This is a genomic window from Nocardia sp. Tas62D01 (genome assembly GCF_055232035.1).
Map to the genome: position 1 here is coordinate 1,851,968 of NZ_JBUYUZ010000001.1, position 22,348 is coordinate 1,874,315.

Below are 22,348 nucleotides of genomic sequence, written 5' to 3' on the forward strand. Positions count from 1 at the left end.
TGGAAGTTAAGGAACCAGCCGGTTTAGATGAGCACGACACCTTCGGCGATGCCGATGGCCCGCAGATCGCGGTACCAGCGCTCGACCGGGTGTTCCTTGGTGAAGCCGTGACCACCGAGCAGCTGCACACCGTCGAGGCCGATCTGCATGCCCTTGTCGGTGGCCAGCTTGCGGGCCAGCTGCGCTTCACGGGCGAACGACAGGCTCTGCTCCGCGCGGGACGCGCCCCGCAGGGTCACCAGGCGCAGGCCATCCAGTTCTATGGCAATGTTGGCGACCATGAAGGCGACCGCCTGACGGTGGCTGATCGGCTCGCCGAACGCCTCGCGCTCGTTCACATACCGAATCACGTAGTCCAGCACGGCCTGACCGGTGCCGATGGCCAGCGAAGCCCAGCCGAGACGCGCCAGACGCACCGCGTCCGCGTACTCCTCGGCGCGCTGCTTGGCATCGCCGTCGCCCAGGATGGCATCGGTGCCGACCGCGACGTTGTCGAGGATCAGGCGACCGAGGCCCGCGGCCCGCAGACCCATGCTCGGGTCGGCCTCCACGACCAGACCCTGGGTGTCCGAGGGCACAATGAACAGGGCGGGGCGGCCGTCGAGCTCGGCGGCGGCCAGGAATAGCTCGGCGTCCGCAGCGGCGGGCACCAGGCTTTTCACGCCGTTGAGGCGGTAGCCGCTGGGGGAGCGAGTTGCCTTGGTCTGCAACGCGAACGGGTCGAACAGGGCGCGCGGCTCGCTGATCACGACGGAGGCCTGCGGCACGTTCTCGCCGGTGAAGGCGGGCAGGTAGGTCTTCTGCTGAGCGTCGGTGCCCCACTGGGACAGCGCGACCGCGACACCGCTCGGCGCGAGGATCGGCAGGGCCAGGCCCATGTCACCGTGTGCAAGCGCCTCGGCGACCAGCGAGTTGGTGACCGCGCCACGCTCGGAGGCCGCGCCTTCGAGCTCCTCTGGCACGTTGATCAGGGTGATGCCGAGTTCGGCGGCCCGCCCCAGCAGGTCGCGCGGCGCCTTCGCGGCGGCATCGGCGTCGTAGGCGGCGGGGCGCAGGATCTCGGCTGCGAATTCCTTCACCGTCTCGACGATCATCTGCTGCTCGTCGCTGGGGGTGAGGTCGAAGTAGTCCTTGTTCTTCGACTCGTTGTCCGCCAGCCGCTTCGGCGCGCCGTTGCCGGCGACCTTGGCGAAGGCGCGGGTGGCCGCGCCGAGGGTACGGAAGCCGGTCTTGGTGCCTTCGTAGGTGACTCGCTCGATCGGCTTGCGCAGGTTGTACTTCTCGGCGAGGTCCGACCCGGTGAAGGTCGTCATGATCCGCATGGCCGCGCCCATCCAGTCCCGCTTGGGGTGGTTCAGGCCGACCGCGGACGTGTCTGGACGTCGCTTCGTTGCGCTGTCTCGAGTGCTCATCATCACCTGTTTTCTCGGGTCGGGTGGGGTGAGTTCTTGTCCCGACTATCTTACTCCTGAGTAAGACCATCTTACTTCAGAGTAAGAACCACGTCGAGGTACGGCATACGCCGCACTGATGGGCGCGGCCGAGCGAGGTTCGCCCTCCGCCCGCGCCGGGCCGAGCGTAGGCGAGGCAGCCGCATCTGTGTCTGACACCCCTCCTGGCCCGCGCGATGTCGGCAATCGATCCCAATTCGTTACGGCTGCTGCGGCTTCCGTCGATCTTGATCGCCACGCTCATCGTCATTTGCGCGGGGTTGATGGCACGCGAACTGGGTGGAGGTCGGGCCGCGCAGGCCCTGGCCGCGGCTGCGGTCGCCTGCGCGGCTCTCCTCATGGGGACCGGTCACCTGCTCACCACGACCACGTTCGACCTGGCTGCGTGGGTGTTGGTGTGTTTGCTGGTGTTGAAGCTGCTGCGTGCGCCCAGCGTCGGCGGGGTCTGCCCAGCGTCGGCGCGTGGCGGGGCCGGACGGAGTGATGCTGACGGGAAGCAGGTAGATGGCGACGGCGTAGGCGGGTCGAGGGGGCGTGCTGGTGCATCGTGGACGGGCGGCGGCGATCCGCGGTGGTGGCTCGCGATCGGACTGGTGATCGGGATCGGGTTGCAGAACAAGATGCTGCTGATTTTCCGGTCGGTGCGCTGTTGCTGGCGCTGGTGCTGGTTGGTCCGCGAAAGATATTCGCTACCAAATACTTTCCGATGGCTATTGCGATCGCGGTCGTGCTCTGGCTGCCCTATCTGTGCTGGCAGGCGCGCAACGGGAGGCCGCAGTGGGAGATGAGTCGCGCGATCGCGGGCGGATCGTCTGGGACCTCGGATTCGCCGATGATGTTTGTGCTGCTGCAATTCGGGCTGATGGGGCCATTGTTGGTGCCGCTGTGGGCATTCGGGCTGTGGCGACGGTGGTGTGACACCCGGCGACGGGCTTTCGCGGTGGCCTATGCGGTCTTGTTCGTGACTTTCGCGGTAAGCGGCGGCAAGGCCTATTACCTGGGTGGGATCACGGTCGGCATCGATCGCGACCACCTGACGCACTACTTCGCCGATATCCGACCGGCCGGCCCTATCGACAACGGCCTCGGCATCGCCAACGACGAGCAAGGCCAACCGCTCTTCGTCTGCCGCGCGCCGCGCGCCTCCTGGTCGGAGCTGTGGCCGCAGGTGAAGCACCTCGGCTGAACCCGGCGCGTTCGGCCATCGCGGTTCAGAACTCGTGCCTGTCGAGGAAGTCCGCGATGGTCTTCCACTACTGCTCGGGTTGTTCGGCCATGAGGACGTGCCCTGCCTGTGCAGGTCGAGTCGCGAGTGGGTGGCATCACATATCGGTTCGCCAAGCGCGCAGCGCGCGCTGAATGATCTTGATGGGCAGGAAAATTGGTGGCAATCGGATGCAATCCGGAAGACCTGCCGCAACGAAGATTTATCGAGACCTATCGCAAGTGTGCTGAATACAAAAGGAGATGTCATGGTTATTCGCATGATCGATCAATTCGTCTTCGGGATCGTCAACCTGATGACGATGCTTTTCGTTCCGTGAGCCGAGCCGTCCGGGGCGGAGTCGTGTTCGCCCCGGACCGCGCTTTGTGGACGGCGTGCGCGGAAGGTTGGTTCGAAATGTCGGAATTCGGTTGTGCAGCAAGGCAAGTGTTAGTGGTGTGGCGCTTCGGCTGCTAGCTTGTCGTCCATGATCACAGGGATAGGGAGTTCTCGACTGCGAACCGGCGCGCTCGCGCTGGCGGCGCTGCAGGCATGATCGCCGCAATGCCGACAACGGCAGCGGCCGAGTTTCCGCCGCAGTGCGGCGCCGGGTGGGAAGCCACCACCGTCGTCAGTGGCGTCGGCAATCTGGAGAATCTGGACACCGACGGTGCGGGCGGGCTCTACGTCACCGGCATCATCGACGGGTTCCTCGCCCATATCGATGCCGCGGGGAACGTCGAGAAGTTGGTGACGGGGCTGGACCATCCGGCGGGCGTTCGGGTCGACGGGCCGTTCGTCTACTACCTGACCGGCGACGGGCTCAGCGCCGCGCCGGGTGAAGACGGGAGATTCCGGCCTGTGCGGGCTAAGCCGCGCTTCCGGTGGTTCCTGCTTCACAGCCGGTCGCGCGCCCGAAGACACGACTGACACCAGCTCCACAGGCGTTGAACTGTCCGCACGTCCTGCGGCCAGAATGTTCTTCGCGGCGTTCAGATCCCGGTCGTGGGTTGCACCGCATGTGCACGTCCATTCCCGGATATGCAGCGGCTTCTTCCCGCCGACTGCCCCACATTCGGAGCACATCTGCGTGGATGGGAACCAGCGATCCACCTTGCCGAAGGTGCGCCCGTACCGGGCCGCTTTCTCCTCCAACATGCGGGTGAACATGCCCCACCCGGCGTCGTGCACCGACCTCGCCAACCTCGTTCGCGCCAGACCCTTCACGCACAAATCCTCGACGTACAGTCGGGTAGCGAGGACGCATCACTGTGTCCTCGCCCCCTCGGAACCGTGCGGGCCACTCATCGCGGCACACGGCTCGAGCAAGCCACTGGGGCGTGGCGGGTTCCTGCACTTCGCCTCTGGGAGGCGATCAGGTCGGAGCATTCGGTGTGTATTTCGAACTGGCAGACACTGCATTTTCGTGCTGCACGCCCACTTGGTTTTCGTCACCAAATATCGACATCGGGTGTTCAGCGAACGCCACCTCATGCGCATGGAACAGGTCATGCGGGATGTGTGCGGCGACTTCGAATGCGAACTCATCGAATTCAACGGCGAGGCCAACCACGTCCACCTTCTCGTGAACTTTCCCCCGAAAGTGGCGCTGTCGAAGCTGGTGAACTCCCTAATGAGATGTAGCGGGTCGGTCGATCGGGCAGACTCGCTACTGGTAGCGGCTGGTAGGTGAGCACTGATTCGCCCCGGACTTCGAGTCCTGCTTTGAGATCGTGCCCCTGCCGGTCGGCCGGGAGAAATGGATCGCTGATGGGATGTCGTGCCTGCCGCATGACGGCGTGAGCACCGATTCATTAGGTCGCCGACGTTCTCCCGCACGCTGCCGGATTTGGTGTCCGACAACGATGAAGAGGGAACAGCTGTGCTGCTGGTCGGTGATGACTGGGCCGAGGACCACCACGATGTCGAGCTGATGGATGAGGCCGGGAAACGGCTGGCCAAGGCTCGATTACCGGAAGGGATCGCCGGGATCACCCGGCTGCACGCCATGATCGGTGAACACCTCGGCGACGACGCCGATGCCGCGCAGGTACGGATCGGGATCGAAACCGATCGTGGCCCGTGGGTCGCGGCGTTGATCGCGGCCGGCTACACGGTGTACGCGGTGAACCCGTTGCAGGCGGCCCGGTTCCGGGAACGCCGCAGCGTTTCGGGTGCGAAGAGCGATGCCGCCGACGCGCATACCCTTGCCGACATGGTCCGTACCGACGCGCACCAGTTGCGTCCGGTCGCCGGGGACAGTCCCGCCGCAGAAGCGGTGAAAGTTGTTGCGCGAGCACATAAAACGTTGATCTGGGAACGCACCCGCCACACGCAGCGGTTACGGTACGCGTTGCGGGAGTACTTCCCCGCCGCTTTGGAAGCGTTCGACGACCTCGACGCTCCCGACGCCCTGGAGCTGCTCGGCAAGGCACCCGACCCGGCCGCCGCGGCGCGGTTGTCGCTCAACCAGATCCGGGCCGCGCTGAAGCGGGCCGGCCGCCGCGGCGACCTCGACGCTAGAGCCGCCCGTATCCAGGCAATCCTGCGCAGCGAGCAGCTGGGCCGCAACCAGGTCATCGCGGCGGCCTACGCGGCAGGGACCCGCGCCGCGGTCGCGGTCCTGGCCACCCTCGACGAGCAGGTGAAAGTCCTGCAAGGGGAGGTCGAGGCCCATTTTGGCCGGCACCCGGCCGCTGAGATCATCTTGTCCCAGCCAGGACTGGGCAAGATCCTCGGCGCCCGGGTGCTCGCCGAGTTCGGGGACGACCCCACCCGCTACGCCAGCGCCAAGGCCCGCAAGAACTATGCCGCGACCAGCCCCATCACCCGCGCCTCGGGGAAAATGAAGGTCGTCGCGGCCCGGTTCGTGCACCAGGACCGGCTCGTCGACGCGCTGATGGCCCAAGCATTCAGTGCGCTCAACGTATCGCCGGGAGCCCGCGCCTACTACGACAAGCAACGCGCCCGCGGCCTAGCCCACCGTGCCGCCCTGCGTCAGGTCGCCAACCGGCTCGTGGGCATCCTCCACGGCTGCCTCAAATCCGGAACCCTCTACAACGAGACCACCGCCTGGACACACCACACCCAAGATCAACAAGCCGCAGCTTGACAAGCTAAGCCCTGGGATGTCTCAAAGGTGTGTCATCACGCAGGCTGCGCCAAGAGTTCCCCGACCTGGTGCAGCACTACTGGCGCGCGCAACACCTGTGGTCGGGCTCCTACTTCGCCGGATCGGTGCACGGTGCCCCGATCAGCGTGTTACGGCACTATATTGAGCAGCAGGACCGCCCGGTGTAGGACACGCTCACCCGCTGCACCGACTCCCACATCCGCCTTCACCACCGCCCTGAAGGGCGGCGCACTGGCGGACATTCGGTAGCACGACGATTCGTCGTCGCTCGAATGTTCTCCCGCACCGCGGAAATGTTCGGATAGCCGTTGACCGCCATCAGCAGATCGGCCTCCGCCAGGATCATCCGCAGCACATGGACCAGGCCAGGAACCCCGCCCAGTGCCAGGCCGTAGACGTAGGGCCTGCCGATGCCAACCATCGTCGCGCCTAGCCCGAGCGCCTTGACCACATCGGTACCCGATCGCACGCCCGAGTCGAACAGCACCGGCACCCGGTCATCACAGGCAGTGACCACACCGGGCAGCGTCTCCAGGGCGCTGAGTCCGCCATTCGCTTGTCGCCCACCGTGATTGGAGCAGTAGATGCCGTCGACGCCCTGGTCGATGGCACGGCGCGCGTCATCGGGATGCGAGATGCCCTTGAGCACGATCGGCAGGTCCGTCAGCGAACGCAGCCACTCCAGATCCGTCCAGGACAGCGGATTACCGAAGGTCTGCACCCAATTCAGCACGATGGCCTGCGGATCGTCGGAACCCACCAGCTTCTTGAACACCGGATCGGACGTGTAGTTCTTCAGTACGTGCCCGCGCAGCTGTGGGAAGTTGCCGGTCGCGAGGTCGCGCGGACGCCAGCCCGGAATCCAGGTGTCCAAGGTGACCGTGATGCCGCGGTATCCGGCCGCCTCGGCCCGACTCACCAGGCTGGCCGCGAGATCGCGGTTCTTGGGCGTGTAGAGCTGAAAGAAGCTGGGCGTCGCGCCCGCGTGCGTGACGACCTCTTCCAGCGGATCCTCCATCAGAGTGGAAAACACCGCTGGCACACCGGTTTTCGCGGCCGCCCTGGCCACCGCGATATCACCGTGCTTGTCGCCGAGGAGCCCGATCACGCCGACCGGGGCCATGAAGATCGGGCTGGGGAACGTATGCCCCCACGCGGTGACCGACAGCTCGCGCTCGGTCGCGCCGACCAGCATGCGCGGCACCAGGCCCCAGTCCGCGAAGGCGTCCACATTGCGCCGCTGCGTCAGCTCGTCGCCCGCACCGCCGGCGATGTAGGAATGCAGCGAGTCCGGCAATGCCGCGGCGGACTTCGCCTCGAGGGTGGCGTAGTCCGGCGGAAACTGTGGGGGATGACCGCCGAGCGCGCCGAAATAGATCTCGTTCTGATAATCGGCGAACGCCATCGTTGCACCTTTCCATCGGTAGGCAGGACGATGAGAGGGTCGAGCCTCCCGAGCCGAATATTAGACGCTACTGTCCATCATCAAGGCCGGAGCGTCGCGAAACATTCGACAACGGCGCAGCGAAGGAACGGATGCGATGTGCGTCACGGTTTTCGGAGCGATCCGAAGGGGAATGACCTCCGCATCGGTTCGCAGGCCGACCGGCTGCCCACACGGTGTCCGGGAACTGAAAACAGATTGTGAGTACCACCCTGTGGATCCCGACTACCTCGACCGACAGAGTGACCGCGACGCCGTTCTGGTTTGTCAGATCACCAGCATGCCGCTGCGCCGTCTGGTGCGCCATGCGCTCGGTCTATCCGAGGAGTCCATGGACCTATTGACGGCGGTCACCGACCGGCTACGGACCGCCGAGGGAGCACTAGCGGACCCCGCCACCGCGGGTGAGTGGTAGTCGGCTCCCTCAGTTCGGGATCGCCTCGATAATCAAATGCGGGCCGACCGTCGGCACGATGGCGGTGTCAAAACCCGCGCGGGCCACAAGTCGCCGTATGCGGCTCCGGTGCGTTCCCGGCCACCGAAGGCGCGCATCAGAGCCACAGACTCTGATGCGCGCTATTGTCGTGCGGGACAATGCATTCGATGAGCAGGAGCCCTCCGCCCGGCGAGATGGCCGTGCGCACGATCCGTAGTGCCGGTTCGTCGGGGAAGTGCTGGAAGCCGGTCGCGGCGAGGCTCGCCGCCCGCCGCGAACTCGGAGTCCCGCCGGACCTGGTCGATCGGGTGATGCGCCGCCTCGATCTTCGTTCGCCCTGATTCCCGATAAGGGGCCAGTGCGTGGCTGTCGTGGAACTGCTGGGTTCATGCGTTTCACTAGACTCCCAGGAGTGATCAGCGAGCCGCTCACCCTCACGGTCTTGGGATCCGCGAGTCCCTACCCGAGTCCGGACAATCCCTGTTCCGGCTATCTGATCACCACCAGCGACACCCGCGTGTGGATGGACGCTGGCACCGGAACCTTGGCCGAGCTCCGCCGCCACACCGCGCTGGACGAGCTCGACGCTATCTGGATCTCCCACCTACACGCCGACCACTGCGCCGACCTGCTGACCGCCTACTACGGCGCCCTATATGCCGACATCCAACTCACCGCCCCCATCCCCCTGTTCGGCCCGCCCGGCATCGCCGACCGCCTGGCCCACTTCCTCACCAACACCGCGACCCGCAGCCCCCTCGAATCCGCCTTTGCGATCCACGAACTGCACGACGGTCACCGCGCGCAACTCGGCTCGCTCACGCTGACCACCCGAGCCGTCACCCACGGCATGCCCGCTTTTGCCCTACGCATCGACACCGCAGGCGGATCGCTGGTGTATTCGGGCGACACGGCACCGTGCGCAAGCCTCACCACCCTGGCCGAAAACTGCGACGCCCTAGTGTGCGAAGCCGACAGCACCGAGCACCCCGACAACACCGCAGCCTTGCACCACACCCCGGAAGAAGCGGGACAAGCCGCCACCTCCGCCAACGCGCGCCAACTGATCATCACCCACGTCGGCCCGTTCCTCACTCCGGAACAGGCACTGATCCGCGCCTCCCGCAATTTCTCCGGCCCGATCGACTACGCGGCACCCGGCAACATCTTCTCGATCGGCTAGGCAGCGATAACCACTGTGCTGCTACGGTTTCGAGCCCGCTGTCAGCTGGCCGGCGGTCGGTCAGTTGTCGATTCCCAAGCGGGCGCCAACTCCGGGCGCACCGGGTACCTCCTTTCAGCGGCAGTCGCTCTTTGGCGCGGCGGTCTCGGCCGTCCTTTAGCAGTCGGTGGATCTTCCGGACCGTCGGCGTGACGTCTTCGATGGCCACGGTCCAGTCGTCGACGTAGCGGTCGACGACTGGCGGCTGAGCGCCGACCCCCATTGTGGGTGGGCCGGCAGATCGAATACGGTCAGGCGATGGTCGTTGATGTTGCGCCAGGCGTGGCGCGGGCACTGCACCCGGTAGACAGCGACGATTCCCTATCGTCGCCTCGAACTCCGTTGGCGCGGACTGCGATCCGGGCCTGCGAGTCGATGCTGATGATCGCCGCAGGCATCGCGGGCGCCGTATTGCTTCTCGTCGTCGCCGGGCTGTTCATATCCCAATACCTGTCCGACCGCGACAACAACCACGGCCAGTCGCATGACCACGCGACGCGTACCCCCGACAACGTCCACAACGTGCGGCCGATCCAGGATCACCAAGACCCCGCCGTCCCACCAACGTTCGACCTAGTCGCCTCGTCTGCCCAGTAGCTCGTCCACGAGCGCGGTCGAGTGGGTGGCCGAGCGCATCCGCGGATGGTCGAGCACCTCGCGCACTGGCTCCCGCGGGAGCGGGTGTTGTTCGCCGGGGACATCGTCATGTCGGGTGCCGCCCCGTTCTGTCTGATGGGCTCGGTCGGCGGTTCCCTCACCGCCGTGCGCAGACTCGCCGCCCTCGGCCCGAAAACCGTTGTCTCCGGCCACGGCCCGGTCACCGGCCCCGAGATACTCGACCAGACCGCCCGCTACCTCCGGTGGATCCAAGAGCTGGCCGCCGAAGGCCGCTCGCTATAGCTGACGCCTCTCGAAATCGCGCGGCAGGTCGACCACAGCGAATTCGCCGAGTTCGTAGACGCCGAGCGAATCGTCGGAAACCCTTGCCGCGCCTATGTGGAACTCGACGGCGGCCCATTGGGCGAGCCGCTCGATGTGCTGTCGATCTTCGGCGAGATGGCCACCTACAACGGCGGTAGGCTGCCGACCTGCCGGGCCTGACGACACAGGACATAGACTCCCCGACGTGGGGTATTACTTGAGCCTTTACCTTGTCGACCTTGACTCTCTGAACGCGGTGGTCGGGTCCGGGGACGATCGGCACTTCGATCGCATCGCGGTCGAGTGCGCCGAGGCCATGGCCCAGGCGGATGCGGACTGCGCCGATCGCATCGCCGAAGGGGCGCCCACCGCCGCCGAGGCGCTGCGGTCGGTGATCGACGGTGGCCCCTTCAGCCACCGGTACGCAAACGACTACCTGGACGCGTACGAGAGCGTCTGCTCGGTATTGGGCGCGGAGTCGGACGGCGTATGGGGCCCGTTCGACTTCGCGTGGCCGTCTCGAATCGACAAAGGTCTGGCGGCCTTGGGCATTCGGCTCAGTGTGCGCGCCTTCGCGGGCCAGCGCCTACCCGGCGGCCTCCCGGTCCCGGCAGCGGCAGGCCACGGCCAGTGGAGCGGACCGGACTGCTGGGCCGCGCTCGGCCAATGGGAGGCGGCCCTCCCAGAACAGCGCAACGAGTTGGCCCCCGATGTCCTCGAAGGAATCGAAGACTTCGTCGCGTGGATACGAGAAATCAAGCGCTTCCCCGGCGCGAGCATCGTGGGGTTCTGGGGCTGATACACGTCGCGCGTGTGATTCGAGTGGTGAGGCGCATCGTGTGAACCATGAACACGATCGACCTGGTCGAGACCTGGGAACTGGTGTCCTACTTCGATATCGATGACTCGGATACCTTTCGGCGACCGCAATGGGATCAGCGCCCGGCCTCGAGCCAGGCTCGAGCGCGATCGGTCACCGTGACCTGCAGCCGAGATCCCGAGCCGCACCAGGAGCGAATATGACCACCGTCGCCAGCCGCACCGAGTTGTATGCCGAGGTTCGTCGCGACGGCGGAATACGGCCTCGCGGTTGCCGCCGCGACCGCATGACTATGAACGCCGGGCCGGGTGTTGGCGGTCGGATGCGACGCGCGGGTGCCCGGCCATGACGAAACGTGGGAACAGACCGGGCAGAATGGGGCGATGTCCGCCGGTCCCGCTCCCGTTTCCGACGCGGCCGGGTACACGGTGCGCGCGGTCGCCGATCGTCTCGGCATTCCGACGGCCACCTTGCGAAGCTGGAATCGTCGCTACAACATCGGCCCGCCGCAGCAACGGCCGGGGCAGCACCGCTTGTATACCGAGGCCGATATCGAGGTGCTCGGACGCATGCTGACCCTGATCCGCGACGGCGCCTCGCCCGCGGGCGCCGCCGCGGTAGTGCGCGGCGCGGTCCCGACGCTCGGCGATCGTGTGGCGCTGCTGACCGCGGCCTTCGCGCTGGACGCTACGGCGGTGTGCGGCCGGTTGACCGCGCACCTCCGGTCCTATGGCGTGGTGGACACGTGGGATCTGTTGTGCTGCCCGGCTTTTGCCGACATCGTGGCGCGGCAGGGCGATGGCGAGGGCTGCATCGACGTCGAGCATCTGTTGTCGTGGTGCATCACCTCCGTCCTGCATCGCACCATCCCACCGCCCGGCGGACCGAGTTCGACGCCGGTGCTGCTGGCCTGCACCAGCGGTGAGACGCACGCACTCCCGCTCGAAGCGCTCCGCGCCACCCTGGCCGAGCGCGGTGTCGGGGCCCAGATGCTCGGCGCCGATGTGCCGACCACAGCACTGACCGATGCCCTCGCCCGGCACGATCGCCCGGGTTCGGCGGTGCTGTGGTCCCAACAGGAATCGACTGCACTGACCTCGGCGGTCCGGGCCTGCGTCGCCGCGGGCGCCCGAGTCTTCATTGGCGGACCCGGCTGGGACTCGGTCATCCTGCCCGACTCGGTGACCCGGGTCGACAACCTCACCGTCGCCGCTGACCACTTGAGCTGAGCAGCCCACCCGACTCTCTTCGGCCACATATTTCGCTACGTCGCGCCGCACCCGACCAATTGGATGAGGCCTCCGAAGTACCCACACCAACGGCCATCCGACCGACGAGCCGTGCCCGAGTTCCGGCTCTGCTTCCCGACCCGTCGTCAAACGATGAGGGCTCCGAAATACCCACGCGACCGGCCCCTCGACCGACGAGACGTGCCCACGGGCTGGGGCGAATTGGCGCTGCGCGCGGCGGCTCGCGGCGAAGTACATCTTCCCCGGCGGCTTCCTGCTGTCGACCCGCCTGCTCGCGGATGTGGTGGCCCGAAGCACTGGATTGGTTGTGCGCGAGCAACTATCGATGGGTGAGCACTACGCCCACACCTTGCGGCGGTGGCAGCAGCGATTCGACGCGCAGCTGGATCGGGTCGCCCGACCTCGGCTTCGATCCGGTGTTCCGTAGGATGTGTCGGTTGTATCTCGCGCACGCCGAGACCGGGTTCCGCTGCGGCTATCTGGACCTACAGCCGCTTCTGCTCACCCGAGCGGGCGACTAGCGCGTGCGCCCGAGCAGATGGCGCAGCGTCGATTCCAGGTCCGGCCCGCGGAAGATGTGGCCCGCCTCCATCAGCCGGGCAGGCTCTACCCGCTGACTGGCGGCCGCGAGTTCTCGGGCGCCCTGCGCGCCAAGCAGCAGACCCGGACCGAACTCCGGCACCGGAAGCAGCGCGGGTCGATGCAGCACCGCGGCCAAGATGTGGGTGTAATCGATGTTCCGAACCGGCTGCGGTGCAACGGCATTGACCGGCCCGGACAGGTCCGCGTCCCACAGCGCCCGGTGATAGACGTCCACCAGATCGTCGACCCCGATCCAGGACAACCACTGATTGCCGTCACCGATCCGACCCCCGAGCCCGGCGGCGAACAGGGGACGCAGCAATTTCAACGTGCCACCGCGCGGCGATTGCACGATCCCGGTCCGCACCGAAACCACCCGAACTCCGGCGTCGGACGCCGGCACCGTGGCCGCCTCCCAGTCCGCGGCGACCTCAGCCAGAAAACCGTCACCGCGAGAAGCGTTCTCGCACAGTACTTCATCGCCACGGTCGTAGCCGTAGTAGCCGATCGCCGACGCGCTGACGAACGTGGGAACCCCGGCAACGGCGGCCGACTCGGCGAGCCTGCGGGTCGGGCCGATGCGACTGTCGACAATGGTCTGCTTGTGTTCCTCGGTGAATCGACCGGCGATCGACGCTCCCGCCAGATGCACCACCGCATCGACGCCATCGAGCAGGTCCGGGGCCGGATCTACTGGATCCCAGCGCCTTTCGCTCGCATCACCGGGCGCGTGGCGAACCAGCCGGATGACGGTGTGTCCGCCGGTGGTCAGGAATGCGGTCAAGGCGGACCCGACCAACCCGGATGCGCCGGTGACGGCAATGGTCGAGGGCGCGAAGCCCTGCCGCGCCGCTCGGCGGTGCGCGGCCAGATCTTCGGTGACCTGCCGGTACCGGTAGTCGAACATCGGTCGCAGCGCGAACGCGGGCACCGGCGAGGCGACCCGGTCCACGATCCGCGTGTGGTCGTCGTCGACGACCTCGAATTCATGCGTATGCCGCCAGCGCAGCAGCAGTCCCGCGGGAAGCGAGCCGAGGCCGTCGACGACGAGCGAGTCGGTGAACCGATGCGGCGGTTCGTATTCGGCTGGGTCGTGCCGGGCCACCCAGCGCAGGCCGCCCGGCAGGCCGAGCACCGCCTGGCCATCCCGCAGTGAACTCGCCTCGGCGAGCAGCGACACCGGCTGCCATGGCGGCGCCAGCCGGGTGAACGCCCCAGGTCGGGCATGCCAGGCGAAGACCTCGGACCGGGGAACGGCGACGACGCTCGATGCCCATACCCCGACTCTAGTCGCCACGCGATATGACGCAACGTTTATGCATCGTTTACTGAAAATTCGGCGCCTTACGACCAGAATGACTCCATGACCGATCCATCCGGCGCGTCCCCATTGCTCGACACCCTGCTCGACCGGACGGTCATCTTTGGATACACCCGCCTCGGCGTGCTGCTGCGCCGTTGCACCCGGCCCGCCGACCCGCAGCCGCACGCGCTGCACGCCAGTGCGGCCTCAGATCACGAAGGGAATCAGCGCTTTTCGATCGACCGGGTAGTCGGCGAACTTTTCCCGATACCACTTCTGGGTGGCGAAGGCCCGCGGCACCAGGTTGCCCGCGGTGATCAGGAAGATCACCACACCGGCCAGCGACCAGGTCAGCAATGCGAACCCGGCCCAGGCGACGAGTTCGCCGAGATAGGCGGGGCTGGTGACGAATCGGAAGCCGAAGCCGTAGGGAACCTTGTATTCCGCCGCACCGGGGTTGTCCTTGTCGCGCAGGTTGCGCACGATCGCCTCAGACCGGACCAGCAGGGTGAACCCGCAGAGGTACACGACCACGCCGATGAGGAAGCGCGGATCGGTCAGCCAGTCGGTGCTGTACTGGTGCCTGTAGTCGTGGCTGAAGAACGCACCATTGAGGTAGCCGTGCAGCGCGGTCACGAACATGCCCATGCCGAGCACCGAGACATTGAAGCTGCTGCGCTTGCCCGGCACCTGCCGGATGGACAGCGGGAAGAACCAGCCACGGTTTCCGTAGTGCAGCAGCCAGATCAGGGCGAGCACAACCGATGTCGGCTCGAATCGGTTCGGACCGGTCAGATAGAACACCGCGAACGCCACCGTCGCGGGGATCTCCATCAGCCACCAGCCGAGCTTGGGGTTGAGATTGAAACCGACCTTCGTGGTGGCGAAGCGGCCGTACGGACTCTGCGCGAACAGGCCGCCGACCAGCACGAAGGCCGCGAAGGCGAAGGCGATCGTGAGCACGGTGTCGTAGGCGGTGTTCCCGGTGTACCAGTCCATCGAGGTCCTTTGTCGAACGGTGCGCCGGATACTTCCGCGGAGTTCCGGCGGCAAAATTAGAACATGTTCTACCATGAGTTCGAGTCACGACCCGAGACAACGGAGGAACTGTCATGCCGCTGGACCCGACGGCCGCCGAGCTGCTGGCCGCTGTGCAGGCGTCGCCGCGCGCCGTCGCCGCACATGACCGCTCTGCCTGGGTGGACCTGTTCGGCACCGACGCCACCGTCAACGACCCGGTCGGCTCACGTCCGCACATCGGCCGCGCCGCGATCGAGCGCTTCTACGACACCTTCATCGGCCCGAACACGATCGCCTTCCAGCTCGACCACGATTTTGTCATCCCGCCGACCGTGGTCCGCGACCTGATGATCCAGACCACCATGTCGACCGGCGCGACCGTCACAGTCCCGATGCACCTGCGCTACGACCTCGTCGAAGAGGACGGCGTCTGGAAAATCACCCGCCTGGCCGCCCATTGGGAGCTGGCAGCGATGATCGTGCAGCTGCTGCGCACCGGCCTGCCCGGGCTGGGCGCCGCATTGAAACTCGGCCCGCAGTTGATCGCCAATCAGGGTTTCAGCGGCGCCATCGGAATGATGCGGGCATTGTTCGGAGTCGGCGGGGCTGGGAAACGCGCTGCGACCCAGGTGCTTTCCGCAGCCGCTGCCACCGATATCAGCCGCGTCCGCAGGCTGATCGACCACAACACCGTCATCGAGCTGCCCGCAGGCACCCCCGCCTCGGTCGAGGAATTCACCAATCGGTCTCGGAACATCAAGTGGGACAAGATGATCGCTGCCGGGCGTACCGTGTCGGCCAGCGTCGAACTCGGCGATACCCATGGCCTCGCGTTCATCGACTTCGCCATGGGCGCGCTGCGAATCACCGCTATTCGGATATTCACCGACGCCTGAGCACCAGCTCGATCGGATGTGGCACCAGCTCGATCGGATGTGGCACCAGCTCGATCGGACGGAGCGCCGGCACGACCGAACTGAGCACCTCCTCGGTCAGGAGGCTTGTTCGTCCGCGTCGCGCGATTCGCCCGGCGGTTCGAAGCCGGGCCCCGGCCGCGGATCCACATCTCGCGGGTCGATCGGTTCACGGCAGTGCTCGCACACCAGCACCGGCGCCGCCGGGTGTCCGCACGAGCGGTGGTCGAGGATCAGCGGCGGGCCGCCGGGATCGGCGAATCGGGACCGCGCTGCACCATCAATCCGCCGCCGTACCGCGCGCACGTCAATCTGCGCGGTCCGGGCGGCGATTCCACTCGAATTCGGGGCAATCACACCGCGGCAGTAGATTCGGCGACCCGGACAGCCTCTCGTGTATCGACGACTGGCAGAGTCGAAGGGCCGCTGGCCTTTTCGGTCCAGCCGGGCGGCCCGAACACGTAACCGAGGCGGCCCCGCCAGGTTTCGGCGCCACGGACATCGCTGATCAGGGCCGCCAGCTCATGAAAGTTGACCTTCAGCGGGTTGTCGGTGGCGATGTTCTTCGTCAACCCGTAGCGGATCAGCTCGGATTCCGCGGCGAAGCTGCCGAACATGCGGTCCCAGATGATGAAGATACCGCCATAGTTCTTGTCGATGTAGGGCTGGTTCGAGCCGTGATGGATCCGGTGGTGCGCAGGGGTATTGAACAGGAACTCGATCGGCCGCCACATCGTCGCGACGCGCTGGGTGTGGATCGGGAACTGGTACAGCAGCCCGATGCTCTGCAACAGGAAGATCATCCACGGCGGCATACCGATCAAAGCCGCAGGCACCCAAGCCATTCCGCGCACCATATTCGCCACCGGATGCAGCCAGGGCAGCCGGAGGGCGGTGGAGAAGTTGAAGAACTCGCTCGAGTGATGGACGCTGTGCGCGGTCCACAGCAGCCGGACCCGATGGTCGGCCCGATGCGCCCAGTAGTAGCAGAGGTCGGTGATCACCAGGCCGAGCACCCACACCCACCAGCTCTTCGGCGAGAGGTGCAGCGGGGTCACCGCAGCCGTGACCAGCACCGCCGAGAACGGCACCAGGTACTGCATCAGCGGTTTGACGAGTCTGCCGAGGGTGAAGGTCGCGACGTTGGAGACGGTGTCGCGTCCGGCGTGCGCATTGTCCGGGCGGTCGGGGTCGCGGCGATACGCGATCCACTCCACCAGCATGAGCAAGGCGAATGCCGGTACGGCATAACTCAACAACTCCATGCTGCCCATGGGATCTCCTTCGCTGTCCGCCGGCCACCGCTACGCTACCGGCCACGGCCTCGGCAAACATCGCGCCGACGAGGGATTCGACATCCCCCGCGCGGGGGACGCGCCCGCGGTGACCCTGCAGCAGAGTTACCGCACAGCAGCCCCCGGAGGGCCGCCCGACGCTGGGTAGGATGATCGGGCGGATGCCGTGGAATTCGAGCTGGCGGATGACGTGGAGGCGGTGGCGCACTGGTGGACGTGAGCAGGTCGCTGGCCCGCCAGTCGCTGGTGGTCGCGGTGGTCGCCGCGGTGATCGACACCGTGATCCTCGCGCTGTCCGGGGTCTTCGCGGTGGCGCCGTGGCAGGCGAGCGCGGTGGCGATCGGCATTGTCGTCTCCGATCTCGCACTGGCCGCGCCGCCGCGCACCGCGGGCATCGTGGCCGTGACGCAGGTTGCGCTGCGGCTGCTGGAGGCACTGCTGCTGCATCGGCACGGCTTCTCGGCGCGGTTCGCCGATGTCGGATTCTTGGTCGCCGGGTATCGGGCGGGCGCGTGGATGGCGGGTCCGAAATCGGTGCTGACCGTGCTCATGCTCTGCTCCGGCTTCGCGGCCGCGCACCTGCTCGTCGGCAGCGCCACCTCGCACGACTGGCGGATGCTGCTCGCCTCGACGGTGTCGGTGGGTGTGGTGCCGTGGTTGGTCGGCCGCTACACCGCGGCGCGCGGCGCCTATATCGCGGAGCTCGAGCAGCAGGCGCAACTGCGCAGACAGGAACAGCAGGTCGCGCTGGAGCGGGCGGTCGCCGACGAGCGGGCCGCGATCGCGCGCGACCTGCACGACGTGATCTCCCACCACGTCAGCGCGATCGGCATCCACGCGGGCGCCGCGCGCATCGCACTGGCCGATTTCGAAAACGGGCCCGCCACAAGGTCGTTGACCGCGGTGGAAACGAGCAGCCGGGCAGCCATGGTCGACCTGCGGCGGCAACTGGATCTGCTGCACGGCCGCGAGGACGACGGGCCGCGACAACCCGGGCTGTCCGATATCGAGGGTCTGATCGAGCATGTGCGGGCGGCCGGGCTGGACGTCGAGGTCACCGTGCGCGGATCGGCGGTGCCGCTGCCGGATTCGTTGAACATCACGCTCTATCGAATCGTGCAGGAGATGTTGACCAACGCCCTGCGCCACGGCGACGGCGCGCACGCGCGGCTGAATGTGGCATACCTGCCGAACCTGGTGGTGATCCGGACGAGCAATCCGATCGCACCGGCGTCCGGCGCCGACGCCTCGGTGCATCGCGGCATCGGCGGCATCCGACGCCGCACCGAACTCTTCGGCGGCGAACTCCGCTACGGTCCGCAGGCGGACGGAACCTGCTGGCACATCGAGGTTTCCGTCCCGATCGGAGGATCATGAACCTACCGATCCGAGTCCTGATCGCCGACGACCACAGCATGTTCCGCTCCGGCCTGCGCGCCGTGGTCGACAGCCAGGCCGACCTCGACTGTGTCGCCGAGGTGAGCGACGGTCGCGCCGCCGTCGCCGAAACCGCCCGGCTCCGACCGGACGTCGCCATCCTCGATGTGCGGATGCCGAAACTCGACGGGCTGGCAGCCACCGAGGCCATCGTCGCCGCGGGCGGCACCCACGTCCTCGTGCTCACCACCTACGACAGCGAGGCCAACCTCTATCGCGCCCTGCAAGCGGGTGTCAGCGGATTCCTGCTGAAAAGCCTGCCGCCGGAAGAACTCGTCGCGGCGATCCGGATCGCCGCCCGCGGCGACGCCCTGATCGATCCGTCGATGACGCGGCGCCTCGCCGCACGCTTCGCGGGCAGTCTCGCACCGCCACGCACGCCGCCGGAGGTCGAGCAACTCACCGCCCGCGAACGAGAAGTGCTGCTGCTGCTCGCCGACGCACACAGCAACGCCGAAATCGCCACCTTCCTCGGCGTCGGCGAAGAAACCGTGAAAACCCACGTGTCCCGCATACTCGCCAAACTCGGTGTCCGCGACCGCATCCACGCCGTCGCCTACGCCCACAAGCACGGTTTGGTCGCCCGCCCCCGCCTCGCTCCTGATCGGAAGAGTCGGGGGCAGGGCTCCGGGTAGATGAGCCGCCGTTCGAGCATCGTCCGGCGGCTACGGAATCGAGGGTCAACGTGATCGTCCCGATGACCGCACTCAGCGTCCGCGCCGCCAAGCGCCACCGCCGCGGATAGCACCGCGCTCATTCAGCGGCGAGGTCGTCCCAGAAGTCGACATACGCCTGCTCGTGCATGATGCCCAGCCGCAGGATACGAGCGCGGGAGATCGCGCGGGCGGTGTCGGTCGGGTCGATCTCGGTCTGCAGTGATTGGTAGTACTCAAGCCAGCGGCGGTGCTCCGCGGTCTGACTGCGGGCGAGCGCGACCACATCCCCGGGGTCACCCAGATCGGCGAAGAAGAGTTTGAGCTGGGCCGGATCGCGGGTCTCGGCCGGCGGGCTCTGCGGATCGGCGAGCCACTGTTTCAGCTCGGCGCGGCCGGCGTCGGTCAGATGGAAGACGCGGCGTCGGCGACCGCCGTGTTCGGCTTCCTCGCTGAGCAGACCCAACTCGGCCAGGCGCGCGGGAATCCGGTACAGCTGCGCGTGCGGCACCGGCCAGAAGTAGTCGGTGCTCTCCTCGACTTTGGCCTTGAGATCGTACGGGGTGAGTGGGCCGTGCCGGGCGATCAGACCCAGCACGATGTGGTCCTGCGGACCGAGTTCCGGCATGCCACCGCCTCTTTCCTCACTTCCATTGACACCGTCTCATTGAGACTATATGTTAGTTTCAGCGAGACCGTATCACTGATACTATAAGGAGTGGAGATGCGCGACTTCGGCATCGATCTGTTCGACAAGTGGACCGCGATGTGGAACGGGAACCTGGCATTCGTCGACGAGATCATGGCCCCCGAGTTCACCCTGCGCTACGCCCAGCCGGGCGCCGACGCCTACGACGACATCCACGATCCGACGGCCTTCGCCGCACAGATCGCCGGTCTGCACGCGGGTGTTCCGGGGCTCCGATTCGTACCGGAGGGTGATCCGGTCGTCGAAATGGACGACACCCGAACAGGATTCGTGGCGCGACCGTACGGTGCGCGGTTCACCGGTCCGGACGGAGCGCCGGTCGCGGTGAGCGGAACCGACATCCTGCGCACCACCAACGGTGTTATCAGTGAGGTGTGGTCCGCGTCCGGCGGCCCCGGCGGGCGCAGTTACTACTGACCATCGCTACGCGAGCGCCGCCATACCGGCTCCCGGCTCCCGGCTCCTGGGGCCTGGGGCCTGGGGCCTGGGGCCTGGGCCACTCTCAGCGTTTCCACAGCGTCGCGCGCCCAGACTGAGGACATGTTCGCCACCCTGGCCGCCCGCAGCGGCGCGGTCGCGTCCTAGCCGCGCGCTCAGCCGAACACCGAACGCATGTCGGCTACGCCGTACTCCATGACGTTGTCGCTGTTGATGGCGATCCGAGTGTCCGAAACGACCGCCCGCCACGCGTCGAGGTGTTCCAGGGACTCCCCGCGCTCGAAGTCCTTTCACGCGTGCCGGGTCGAGCGGTGCGATTGTGCGACGCTGACATCGTCCTACTCGGCCCAACCGTCCGGCACACGTCTATCGCTGCGGCTGTCCTGCGATTCAGTTTCCGTGTCCGGGCGTCGGCGGGTTCACGATCACCGACGTCGGCATATGGGGCCCGCACATGACGCACTGCGGCCCGGCAATCCGCCCTGTGAAGAGTCGCTGTACCCCAGTCCAGGTACCGCGAGCGGCCAAGGCAGCGCCGCGAGACCAGCAGCCTTGTCTTGCGTCAAGTCGTCGGCAGCGATACGCGACCACAGCGGTCTGTCGTCCGCCGGGCGAGCGCACTACTGTGTCTGAATGAACCAGAGCGTTACTCGGAGTTTCTGCTCGGGCTCACAACCGACCCTGACTTCCGTGTTCGACGGACACTCGCGTATGCGATCGCCCGCCGTGCCGATCCAACGAGGCCGACGGTTGCTGCCGTACGCAAATTACTCACCGAGGACTCTCGTCACAGCGTCAGGTCCGCACCACTGACCCACTACCCCAGCGCTATCCCGACGCCGTTTACACTCGCGAAGTAGCCTTCGCCGAACCGACAACGCGCTCGGCCGTGAACCCGGAGTACACGATGTTTTCTCGATGGAAGAACACCGCCGCATGCGCGGCAGCAATGGTGACCGCCGTCCTTCCGATCGGCGTGGCGTCGACCGCACAAGCTGCCCCGCAACAGTGCCCCGACATGTATGTCGTGGCGATTCCCGGCACGTGGGAGACTTCGAAGTCCGAACCGGGCCAGGGGATGCTCGCCGCAGTCACCAACAACTTGCCGGCAGACGTCCGGACCGACTACGTCGCCTACGCGGCGACCGCGTTCCCTTGGGAAGGCGACGTGTACGGCCGCTCCAAACGAGAAGCCCTCGACAACGCCCGTGGACTAGTCAGCGCGATGGCCCAGCAGTGTGGCGCAACACGATTCGCGCTGCTGGGCTACAGCCAGGGCGCGGACGCCGCCGGTGATCTCGCGGCCGAGATCGGCACCGGGCTCGGTGTCGTACCGCCGAACCGCGTGGCATTGGTCGGGCTGATCGCCGACCCCCGCCGCTCCCCCACCGACAACCTGATCGGCCCGCCCGTCGCGGGTGCTGGCGCCAGTGGTCCGCGCCTGGGCGGTTTCGGCTGGCTCACCCCGAAGACCTACACCTTCTGCGCCGCAGGAGATCTGTACTGCGCGATCCCCGACGGCGACTTCGCCGGTCGCATCGCCGGGTTCTTCGCCCAGATCTCGAACCCCGACCCCGCCCAGCTCGGTACATATCAGCAGCAGGCGGGCAACCTCATCGGCGACGCCCTCGCCGCAGGTGGTCTCGGCCTGCTAAACGACCAGCTCAACAACTCCGCCTACGAACAACGCAAGCAACAGATCGACGATTTCGTGAAGTCCGGGATCCACCAGAGCTACCCCCGGTACGCGATCGGCCCCGGCGGCGCCACCCCCCTGACCTGGCTGCACCAACAACTGATCGACGCGGCGCGGAACTGATCGCTGGCACGGTCCCTCACGTGGCCCGCCACCCGGCCACGATTCGGTACAAGCCCATCCAAGAAGAATGAACTCCGTGCAGTTCAACCTCGTCAGAGGCAAGCAAGCCTACGAATCGGACGATCAATGTCCGCGCAGTTGTTTGATCTGTTCGTCGTGTGCGTTGTCATTGTCGGGCTTGTGTCGCGCCGCGCATCATCGTGAACATCACAGCGCCCATGGCGATCGGGCATGCGAGGGCGAGGCCTGAGAACCGGGCGGAGCCGACCGGTGGAGAGCTTCCCGATCTGTGGCGTC

The 22,348-nt window shown here is 66.6% G+C and carries 28 protein-coding genes and 3 pseudogenes; 22 read left to right on the plus strand and 9 right to left on the minus strand.

Features of this window, described 5'->3' with window-relative positions; all coding sequences use genetic code 11:
* Nucleotides 1-23: 23 nt before the first annotated feature.
* Nucleotides 24-1,415, minus strand: a complete 1,392-nt coding sequence (locus ACV7NQ_RS09000; protein ID WP_463359202.1) for an acyl-CoA dehydrogenase family protein — start codon at nucleotides 1,413-1,415, stop codon at nucleotides 24-26.
* A gap of 212 nt (nucleotides 1,416-1,627) precedes the next feature.
* Between ACV7NQ_RS09000 and ACV7NQ_RS09005 the strand changes: the two genes are divergently transcribed.
* From ACV7NQ_RS09005 to ACV7NQ_RS09020, 4 genes are all read left to right on the plus strand, one after another.
* Nucleotides 1,628-2,239 carry a glycosyltransferase family 39 protein gene (locus tag ACV7NQ_RS09005; protein WP_463359203.1) on the plus strand — a complete coding sequence of 204 codons (612 nt, stop codon included), beginning with the start codon at nucleotides 1,628-1,630 and terminating at the stop codon, nucleotides 2,237-2,239.
* Nucleotides 2,158-2,637, plus strand: coding sequence for a hypothetical protein (locus ACV7NQ_RS09010; protein WP_463366102.1), 480 nt, complete (start codon nucleotides 2,158-2,160; stop codon nucleotides 2,635-2,637). Before ACV7NQ_RS09005 ends, ACV7NQ_RS09010 begins: the two co-directional genes overlap by 82 nt.
* A gap of 34 nt (nucleotides 2,638-2,671) precedes the next feature.
* Nucleotides 2,672-2,995 carry a hypothetical protein gene (locus ACV7NQ_RS09015; RefSeq protein WP_463359204.1) on the plus strand — a complete coding sequence of 108 codons (324 nt, stop codon included), beginning with the start codon at nucleotides 2,672-2,674 and terminating at the stop codon, nucleotides 2,993-2,995.
* Nucleotides 2,996-3,219: 224 nt separating this feature from the next.
* The gene (locus ACV7NQ_RS09020) at nucleotides 3,220-3,585 is read left to right on the plus strand and encodes a hypothetical protein (protein ID WP_463366103.1); all 366 of its coding nucleotides are present in this window, start codon (nucleotides 3,220-3,222) and stop codon (nucleotides 3,583-3,585) included.
* Between the two features lie 99 nt (nucleotides 3,586-3,684).
* Here ACV7NQ_RS09020 and ACV7NQ_RS09025 read toward each other — a convergent pair.
* A pseudogene (locus ACV7NQ_RS09025) lies at nucleotides 3,685-3,882 on the minus strand (zinc ribbon domain-containing protein); the annotation flags it as partial.
* 160 nt (nucleotides 3,883-4,042) lie between these two features.
* Between ACV7NQ_RS09025 and tnpA the strand changes: the two are divergent.
* The 3 genes and pseudogenes from tnpA to ACV7NQ_RS09040 all read left to right on the plus strand — a co-directional run.
* Nucleotides 4,043-4,288 (plus strand): annotated as a pseudogene (gene tnpA / locus ACV7NQ_RS09030) (IS200/IS605 family transposase); the annotation flags it as partial.
* Nucleotides 4,289-4,537: 249 nt separating this feature from the next.
* Complete coding sequence (locus tag ACV7NQ_RS09035; RefSeq protein ID WP_463365473.1) at nucleotides 4,538-5,767, plus strand: IS110 family RNA-guided transposase; 1,230 nt, start codon at nucleotides 4,538-4,540, stop codon at nucleotides 5,765-5,767.
* A gap of 20 nt (nucleotides 5,768-5,787) precedes the next feature.
* Nucleotides 5,788-6,008, plus strand: a pseudogene (locus ACV7NQ_RS09040) (IS200/IS605 family transposase); the annotation flags it as partial.
* Here ACV7NQ_RS09040 and ACV7NQ_RS09045 read toward each other — a convergent pair.
* On the minus strand, nucleotides 5,994-7,193 hold the full coding sequence (locus tag ACV7NQ_RS09045) for an alpha-hydroxy-acid oxidizing protein (RefSeq protein WP_463359205.1): 1,200 nt from the start codon (nucleotides 7,191-7,193) through the stop codon (nucleotides 5,994-5,996). The pseudogene ACV7NQ_RS09040 and the gene ACV7NQ_RS09045 sit on opposite strands and share 15 nt — an antisense overlap.
* Nucleotides 7,194-7,512: 319 nt before the next feature.
* On the opposite strand from ACV7NQ_RS09045, the gene ACV7NQ_RS09050 reads away from it, so the two are divergent.
* The 3 genes from ACV7NQ_RS09050 to ACV7NQ_RS09060 all read left to right on the plus strand — a co-directional run bounded on the left by ACV7NQ_RS09050 (nucleotide 7,513) and on the right by ACV7NQ_RS09060 (nucleotide 8,851).
* A complete protein-coding gene (locus ACV7NQ_RS09050; RefSeq protein ID WP_463359206.1) occupies nucleotides 7,513-7,647 on the plus strand; it encodes a hypothetical protein in 135 nt (44 codons plus the stop codon).
* 188 nt (nucleotides 7,648-7,835) lie between these two features.
* Nucleotides 7,836-8,009, plus strand: coding sequence for a hypothetical protein (locus ACV7NQ_RS09055; protein ID WP_463359207.1), 174 nt, complete (start codon nucleotides 7,836-7,838; stop codon nucleotides 8,007-8,009).
* Between the two features lie 47 nt (nucleotides 8,010-8,056).
* Nucleotides 8,057-8,851: an MBL fold metallo-hydrolase gene (locus tag ACV7NQ_RS09060; protein WP_463359208.1), complete on the plus strand. Its 795-nt coding sequence runs from the start codon at nucleotides 8,057-8,059 to the stop codon at nucleotides 8,849-8,851.
* On the opposite strand, the gene ACV7NQ_RS09065 is transcribed toward ACV7NQ_RS09060, so the two are convergent.
* The gene (locus ACV7NQ_RS09065) at nucleotides 8,760-9,113 is read right to left on the minus strand and encodes a DUF4291 family protein (RefSeq protein WP_463359209.1); all 354 of its coding nucleotides are present in this window, start codon (nucleotides 9,111-9,113) and stop codon (nucleotides 8,760-8,762) included. The genes ACV7NQ_RS09060 and ACV7NQ_RS09065 overlap by 92 nt on opposite strands.
* 35 nt (nucleotides 9,114-9,148) lie before the next feature.
* Between ACV7NQ_RS09065 and ACV7NQ_RS09070 the strand changes: the two genes are divergently transcribed.
* Both ACV7NQ_RS09070 and ACV7NQ_RS09075 read left to right on the plus strand, forming a co-directional pair.
* Entirely contained in the window at nucleotides 9,149-9,487 is a 339-nt protein-coding gene (locus tag ACV7NQ_RS09070; protein ID WP_463359210.1) for a hypothetical protein, read from the plus strand.
* Nucleotides 9,488-9,532: 45 nt separating this feature from the next.
* Entirely contained in the window at nucleotides 9,533-9,790 is a 258-nt protein-coding gene (locus ACV7NQ_RS09075; RefSeq protein ID WP_463359211.1) for a hypothetical protein, read from the plus strand.
* On the opposite strand, the gene ACV7NQ_RS09080 is transcribed toward ACV7NQ_RS09075, so the two are convergent.
* On the minus strand, nucleotides 9,785-9,997 hold the full coding sequence (locus ACV7NQ_RS09080) for a hypothetical protein (protein WP_463359212.1): 213 nt from the start codon (nucleotides 9,995-9,997) through the stop codon (nucleotides 9,785-9,787). The two genes, ACV7NQ_RS09075 and ACV7NQ_RS09080, sit on opposite strands and share 6 nt — an antisense overlap.
* 31 nt (nucleotides 9,998-10,028) lie before the next feature.
* Here ACV7NQ_RS09080 and ACV7NQ_RS09085 point away from each other — a divergent pair, with 31 nt between their 5' ends.
* The 4 genes from ACV7NQ_RS09085 (at nucleotide 10,029) to ACV7NQ_RS09100 (ending at nucleotide 12,308) form a co-directional block, all read left to right on the plus strand.
* Nucleotides 10,029-10,610: a DUF7691 family protein gene (locus tag ACV7NQ_RS09085; RefSeq protein ID WP_463359213.1), complete on the plus strand. Its 582-nt coding sequence runs from the start codon at nucleotides 10,029-10,031 to the stop codon at nucleotides 10,608-10,610.
* 47 nt (nucleotides 10,611-10,657) lie between these two features.
* A complete protein-coding gene (locus ACV7NQ_RS09090; RefSeq protein ID WP_463359214.1) occupies nucleotides 10,658-10,834 on the plus strand; it encodes a hypothetical protein in 177 nt (58 codons plus the stop codon).
* Nucleotides 10,835-11,014: 180 nt separating this feature from the next.
* Entirely contained in the window at nucleotides 11,015-11,860 is an 846-nt protein-coding gene (locus ACV7NQ_RS09095; protein WP_463359215.1) for a MerR family transcriptional regulator, read from the plus strand.
* Nucleotides 11,861-12,149: 289 nt separating this feature from the next.
* Nucleotides 12,150-12,308, plus strand: a complete 159-nt coding sequence (locus tag ACV7NQ_RS09100) for a hypothetical protein (RefSeq protein ID WP_463365592.1) — start codon at nucleotides 12,150-12,152, stop codon at nucleotides 12,306-12,308.
* 90 nt (nucleotides 12,309-12,398) lie between these two features.
* Here ACV7NQ_RS09100 and ACV7NQ_RS09105 read toward each other — a convergent pair whose 3' ends face one another.
* Together ACV7NQ_RS09105 and ACV7NQ_RS09110 are read right to left on the minus strand one after the other, a co-directional pair.
* Entirely contained in the window at nucleotides 12,399-13,760 is a 1,362-nt protein-coding gene (locus ACV7NQ_RS09105) for a TIGR01777 family oxidoreductase (protein ID WP_463359216.1), read from the minus strand.
* Nucleotides 13,761-13,973: 213 nt separating this feature from the next.
* Nucleotides 13,974-14,765 (minus strand): phosphatidylethanolamine N-methyltransferase family domain-containing protein, encoded by a 792-nt coding sequence (locus ACV7NQ_RS09110; RefSeq protein WP_463359217.1) that lies wholly within the window; start codon nucleotides 14,763-14,765, stop codon nucleotides 13,974-13,976.
* Between the two features lie 113 nt (nucleotides 14,766-14,878).
* Between ACV7NQ_RS09110 and ACV7NQ_RS09115 the strand changes: the two genes are divergently transcribed.
* Nucleotides 14,879-15,682 carry a nuclear transport factor 2 family protein gene (locus ACV7NQ_RS09115; protein WP_463359218.1) on the plus strand — a complete coding sequence of 268 codons (804 nt, stop codon included), beginning with the start codon at nucleotides 14,879-14,881 and terminating at the stop codon, nucleotides 15,680-15,682.
* 371 nt (nucleotides 15,683-16,053) lie between these two features.
* Here the strand turns inward: ACV7NQ_RS09115 and ACV7NQ_RS09120 are convergent, their stop codons facing one another.
* Complete coding sequence (locus ACV7NQ_RS09120) at nucleotides 16,054-16,974, minus strand: sterol desaturase family protein (RefSeq protein WP_463359219.1); 921 nt, start codon at nucleotides 16,972-16,974, stop codon at nucleotides 16,054-16,056.
* Between ACV7NQ_RS09120 and ACV7NQ_RS09125 the strand changes: the two genes are divergently transcribed.
* From ACV7NQ_RS09125 to ACV7NQ_RS09135, 3 genes are all read left to right on the plus strand, one after another.
* On the plus strand, nucleotides 16,973-17,143 hold the full coding sequence (locus ACV7NQ_RS09125; RefSeq protein ID WP_463359220.1) for a hypothetical protein: 171 nt from the start codon (nucleotides 16,973-16,975) through the stop codon (nucleotides 17,141-17,143). The two genes, ACV7NQ_RS09120 and ACV7NQ_RS09125, sit on opposite strands and share 2 nt — an antisense overlap.
* Nucleotides 17,144-17,211: 68 nt before the next feature.
* Nucleotides 17,212-18,372 (plus strand): sensor histidine kinase, encoded by a 1,161-nt coding sequence (locus tag ACV7NQ_RS09130; RefSeq protein ID WP_463359221.1) that lies wholly within the window; start codon nucleotides 17,212-17,214, stop codon nucleotides 18,370-18,372.
* A complete protein-coding gene (locus ACV7NQ_RS09135) occupies nucleotides 18,369-19,067 on the plus strand; it encodes a response regulator (RefSeq protein WP_463359222.1) in 699 nt (232 codons plus the stop codon). The genes ACV7NQ_RS09130 and ACV7NQ_RS09135 overlap by 4 nt, the downstream gene beginning before the upstream one ends.
* Before the next feature lie 118 nt (nucleotides 19,068-19,185).
* Here ACV7NQ_RS09135 and ACV7NQ_RS09140 read toward each other — a convergent pair whose 3' ends face one another.
* Nucleotides 19,186-19,713, minus strand: a complete 528-nt coding sequence (locus tag ACV7NQ_RS09140; protein WP_463359223.1) for a PadR family transcriptional regulator — start codon at nucleotides 19,711-19,713, stop codon at nucleotides 19,186-19,188.
* Nucleotides 19,714-19,809: 96 nt separating this feature from the next.
* On the opposite strand from ACV7NQ_RS09140, the gene ACV7NQ_RS09145 reads away from it, so the two are divergent.
* Both ACV7NQ_RS09145 and ACV7NQ_RS09150 read left to right on the plus strand, forming a co-directional pair.
* Entirely contained in the window at nucleotides 19,810-20,211 is a 402-nt protein-coding gene (locus tag ACV7NQ_RS09145) for a nuclear transport factor 2 family protein (RefSeq protein ID WP_463359224.1), read from the plus strand.
* A 928-nt stretch (nucleotides 20,212-21,139) separates the two neighbouring features.
* Nucleotides 21,140-22,051, plus strand: coding sequence for a cutinase family protein (locus ACV7NQ_RS09150; protein WP_463359225.1), 912 nt, complete (start codon nucleotides 21,140-21,142; stop codon nucleotides 22,049-22,051).
* Nucleotides 22,052-22,348 lie beyond the last annotated feature (297 nt).

Excerpts from the sequence above, each read along its gene's own strand:
- ACV7NQ_RS09000 (WP_463359202.1), bottom strand. The coding sequence starts at position 1,415 with ATGATGAGCACTCGAGACAGCGCAACGAAGCGACGTCCAGACACGTCC.
- ACV7NQ_RS09005 (WP_463359203.1), top strand. The coding sequence starts at position 1,628 with ATGTCGGCAATCGATCCCAATTCGTTACGGCTGCTGCGGCTTCCGTCG.
- ACV7NQ_RS09010 (WP_463366102.1), top strand. The coding sequence starts at position 2,158 with ATGGCTATTGCGATCGCGGTCGTGCTCTGGCTGCCCTATCTGTGCTGG.
- ACV7NQ_RS09020 (WP_463366103.1), top strand. The coding sequence starts at position 3,220 with ATGCCGACAACGGCAGCGGCCGAGTTTCCGCCGCAGTGCGGCGCCGGG.
- ACV7NQ_RS09045 (WP_463359205.1), bottom strand. The coding sequence starts at position 7,193 with ATGGCGTTCGCCGATTATCAGAACGAGATCTATTTCGGCGCGCTCGGC.
- ACV7NQ_RS09050 (WP_463359206.1), top strand. The coding sequence starts at position 7,513 with ATGCCGCTGCGCCGTCTGGTGCGCCATGCGCTCGGTCTATCCGAGGAG.
- ACV7NQ_RS09055 (WP_463359207.1), top strand. The coding sequence starts at position 7,836 with ATGAGCAGGAGCCCTCCGCCCGGCGAGATGGCCGTGCGCACGATCCGT.
- ACV7NQ_RS09060 (WP_463359208.1), top strand. The coding sequence starts at position 8,057 with ATGCGTTTCACTAGACTCCCAGGAGTGATCAGCGAGCCGCTCACCCTC.
- ACV7NQ_RS09065 (WP_463359209.1), bottom strand. The coding sequence starts at position 9,113 with ATGGGGGTCGGCGCTCAGCCGCCAGTCGTCGACCGCTACGTCGACGAC.
- ACV7NQ_RS09070 (WP_463359210.1), top strand. The coding sequence starts at position 9,149 with ATGGTCGTTGATGTTGCGCCAGGCGTGGCGCGGGCACTGCACCCGGTA.
- ACV7NQ_RS09075 (WP_463359211.1), top strand. The coding sequence starts at position 9,533 with ATGGTCGAGCACCTCGCGCACTGGCTCCCGCGGGAGCGGGTGTTGTTC.
- ACV7NQ_RS09090 (WP_463359214.1), top strand. The coding sequence starts at position 10,658 with ATGAACACGATCGACCTGGTCGAGACCTGGGAACTGGTGTCCTACTTC.
- ACV7NQ_RS09095 (WP_463359215.1), top strand. The coding sequence starts at position 11,015 with ATGTCCGCCGGTCCCGCTCCCGTTTCCGACGCGGCCGGGTACACGGTG.
- ACV7NQ_RS09110 (WP_463359217.1), bottom strand. The coding sequence starts at position 14,765 with ATGGACTGGTACACCGGGAACACCGCCTACGACACCGTGCTCACGATC.
- ACV7NQ_RS09115 (WP_463359218.1), top strand. The coding sequence starts at position 14,879 with ATGCCGCTGGACCCGACGGCCGCCGAGCTGCTGGCCGCTGTGCAGGCG.
- ACV7NQ_RS09125 (WP_463359220.1), top strand. The coding sequence starts at position 16,973 with ATGGGATCTCCTTCGCTGTCCGCCGGCCACCGCTACGCTACCGGCCAC.
- ACV7NQ_RS09120 (WP_463359219.1), bottom strand. The coding sequence starts at position 16,974 with ATGGGCAGCATGGAGTTGTTGAGTTATGCCGTACCGGCATTCGCCTTG.
- ACV7NQ_RS09135 (WP_463359222.1), top strand. The coding sequence starts at position 18,369 with ATGAACCTACCGATCCGAGTCCTGATCGCCGACGACCACAGCATGTTC.
- ACV7NQ_RS09140 (WP_463359223.1), bottom strand. The coding sequence starts at position 19,713 with ATGCCGGAACTCGGTCCGCAGGACCACATCGTGCTGGGTCTGATCGCC.
- ACV7NQ_RS09145 (WP_463359224.1), top strand. The coding sequence starts at position 19,810 with ATGCGCGACTTCGGCATCGATCTGTTCGACAAGTGGACCGCGATGTGG.
- ACV7NQ_RS09150 (WP_463359225.1), top strand. The coding sequence starts at position 21,140 with ATGTTTTCTCGATGGAAGAACACCGCCGCATGCGCGGCAGCAATGGTG.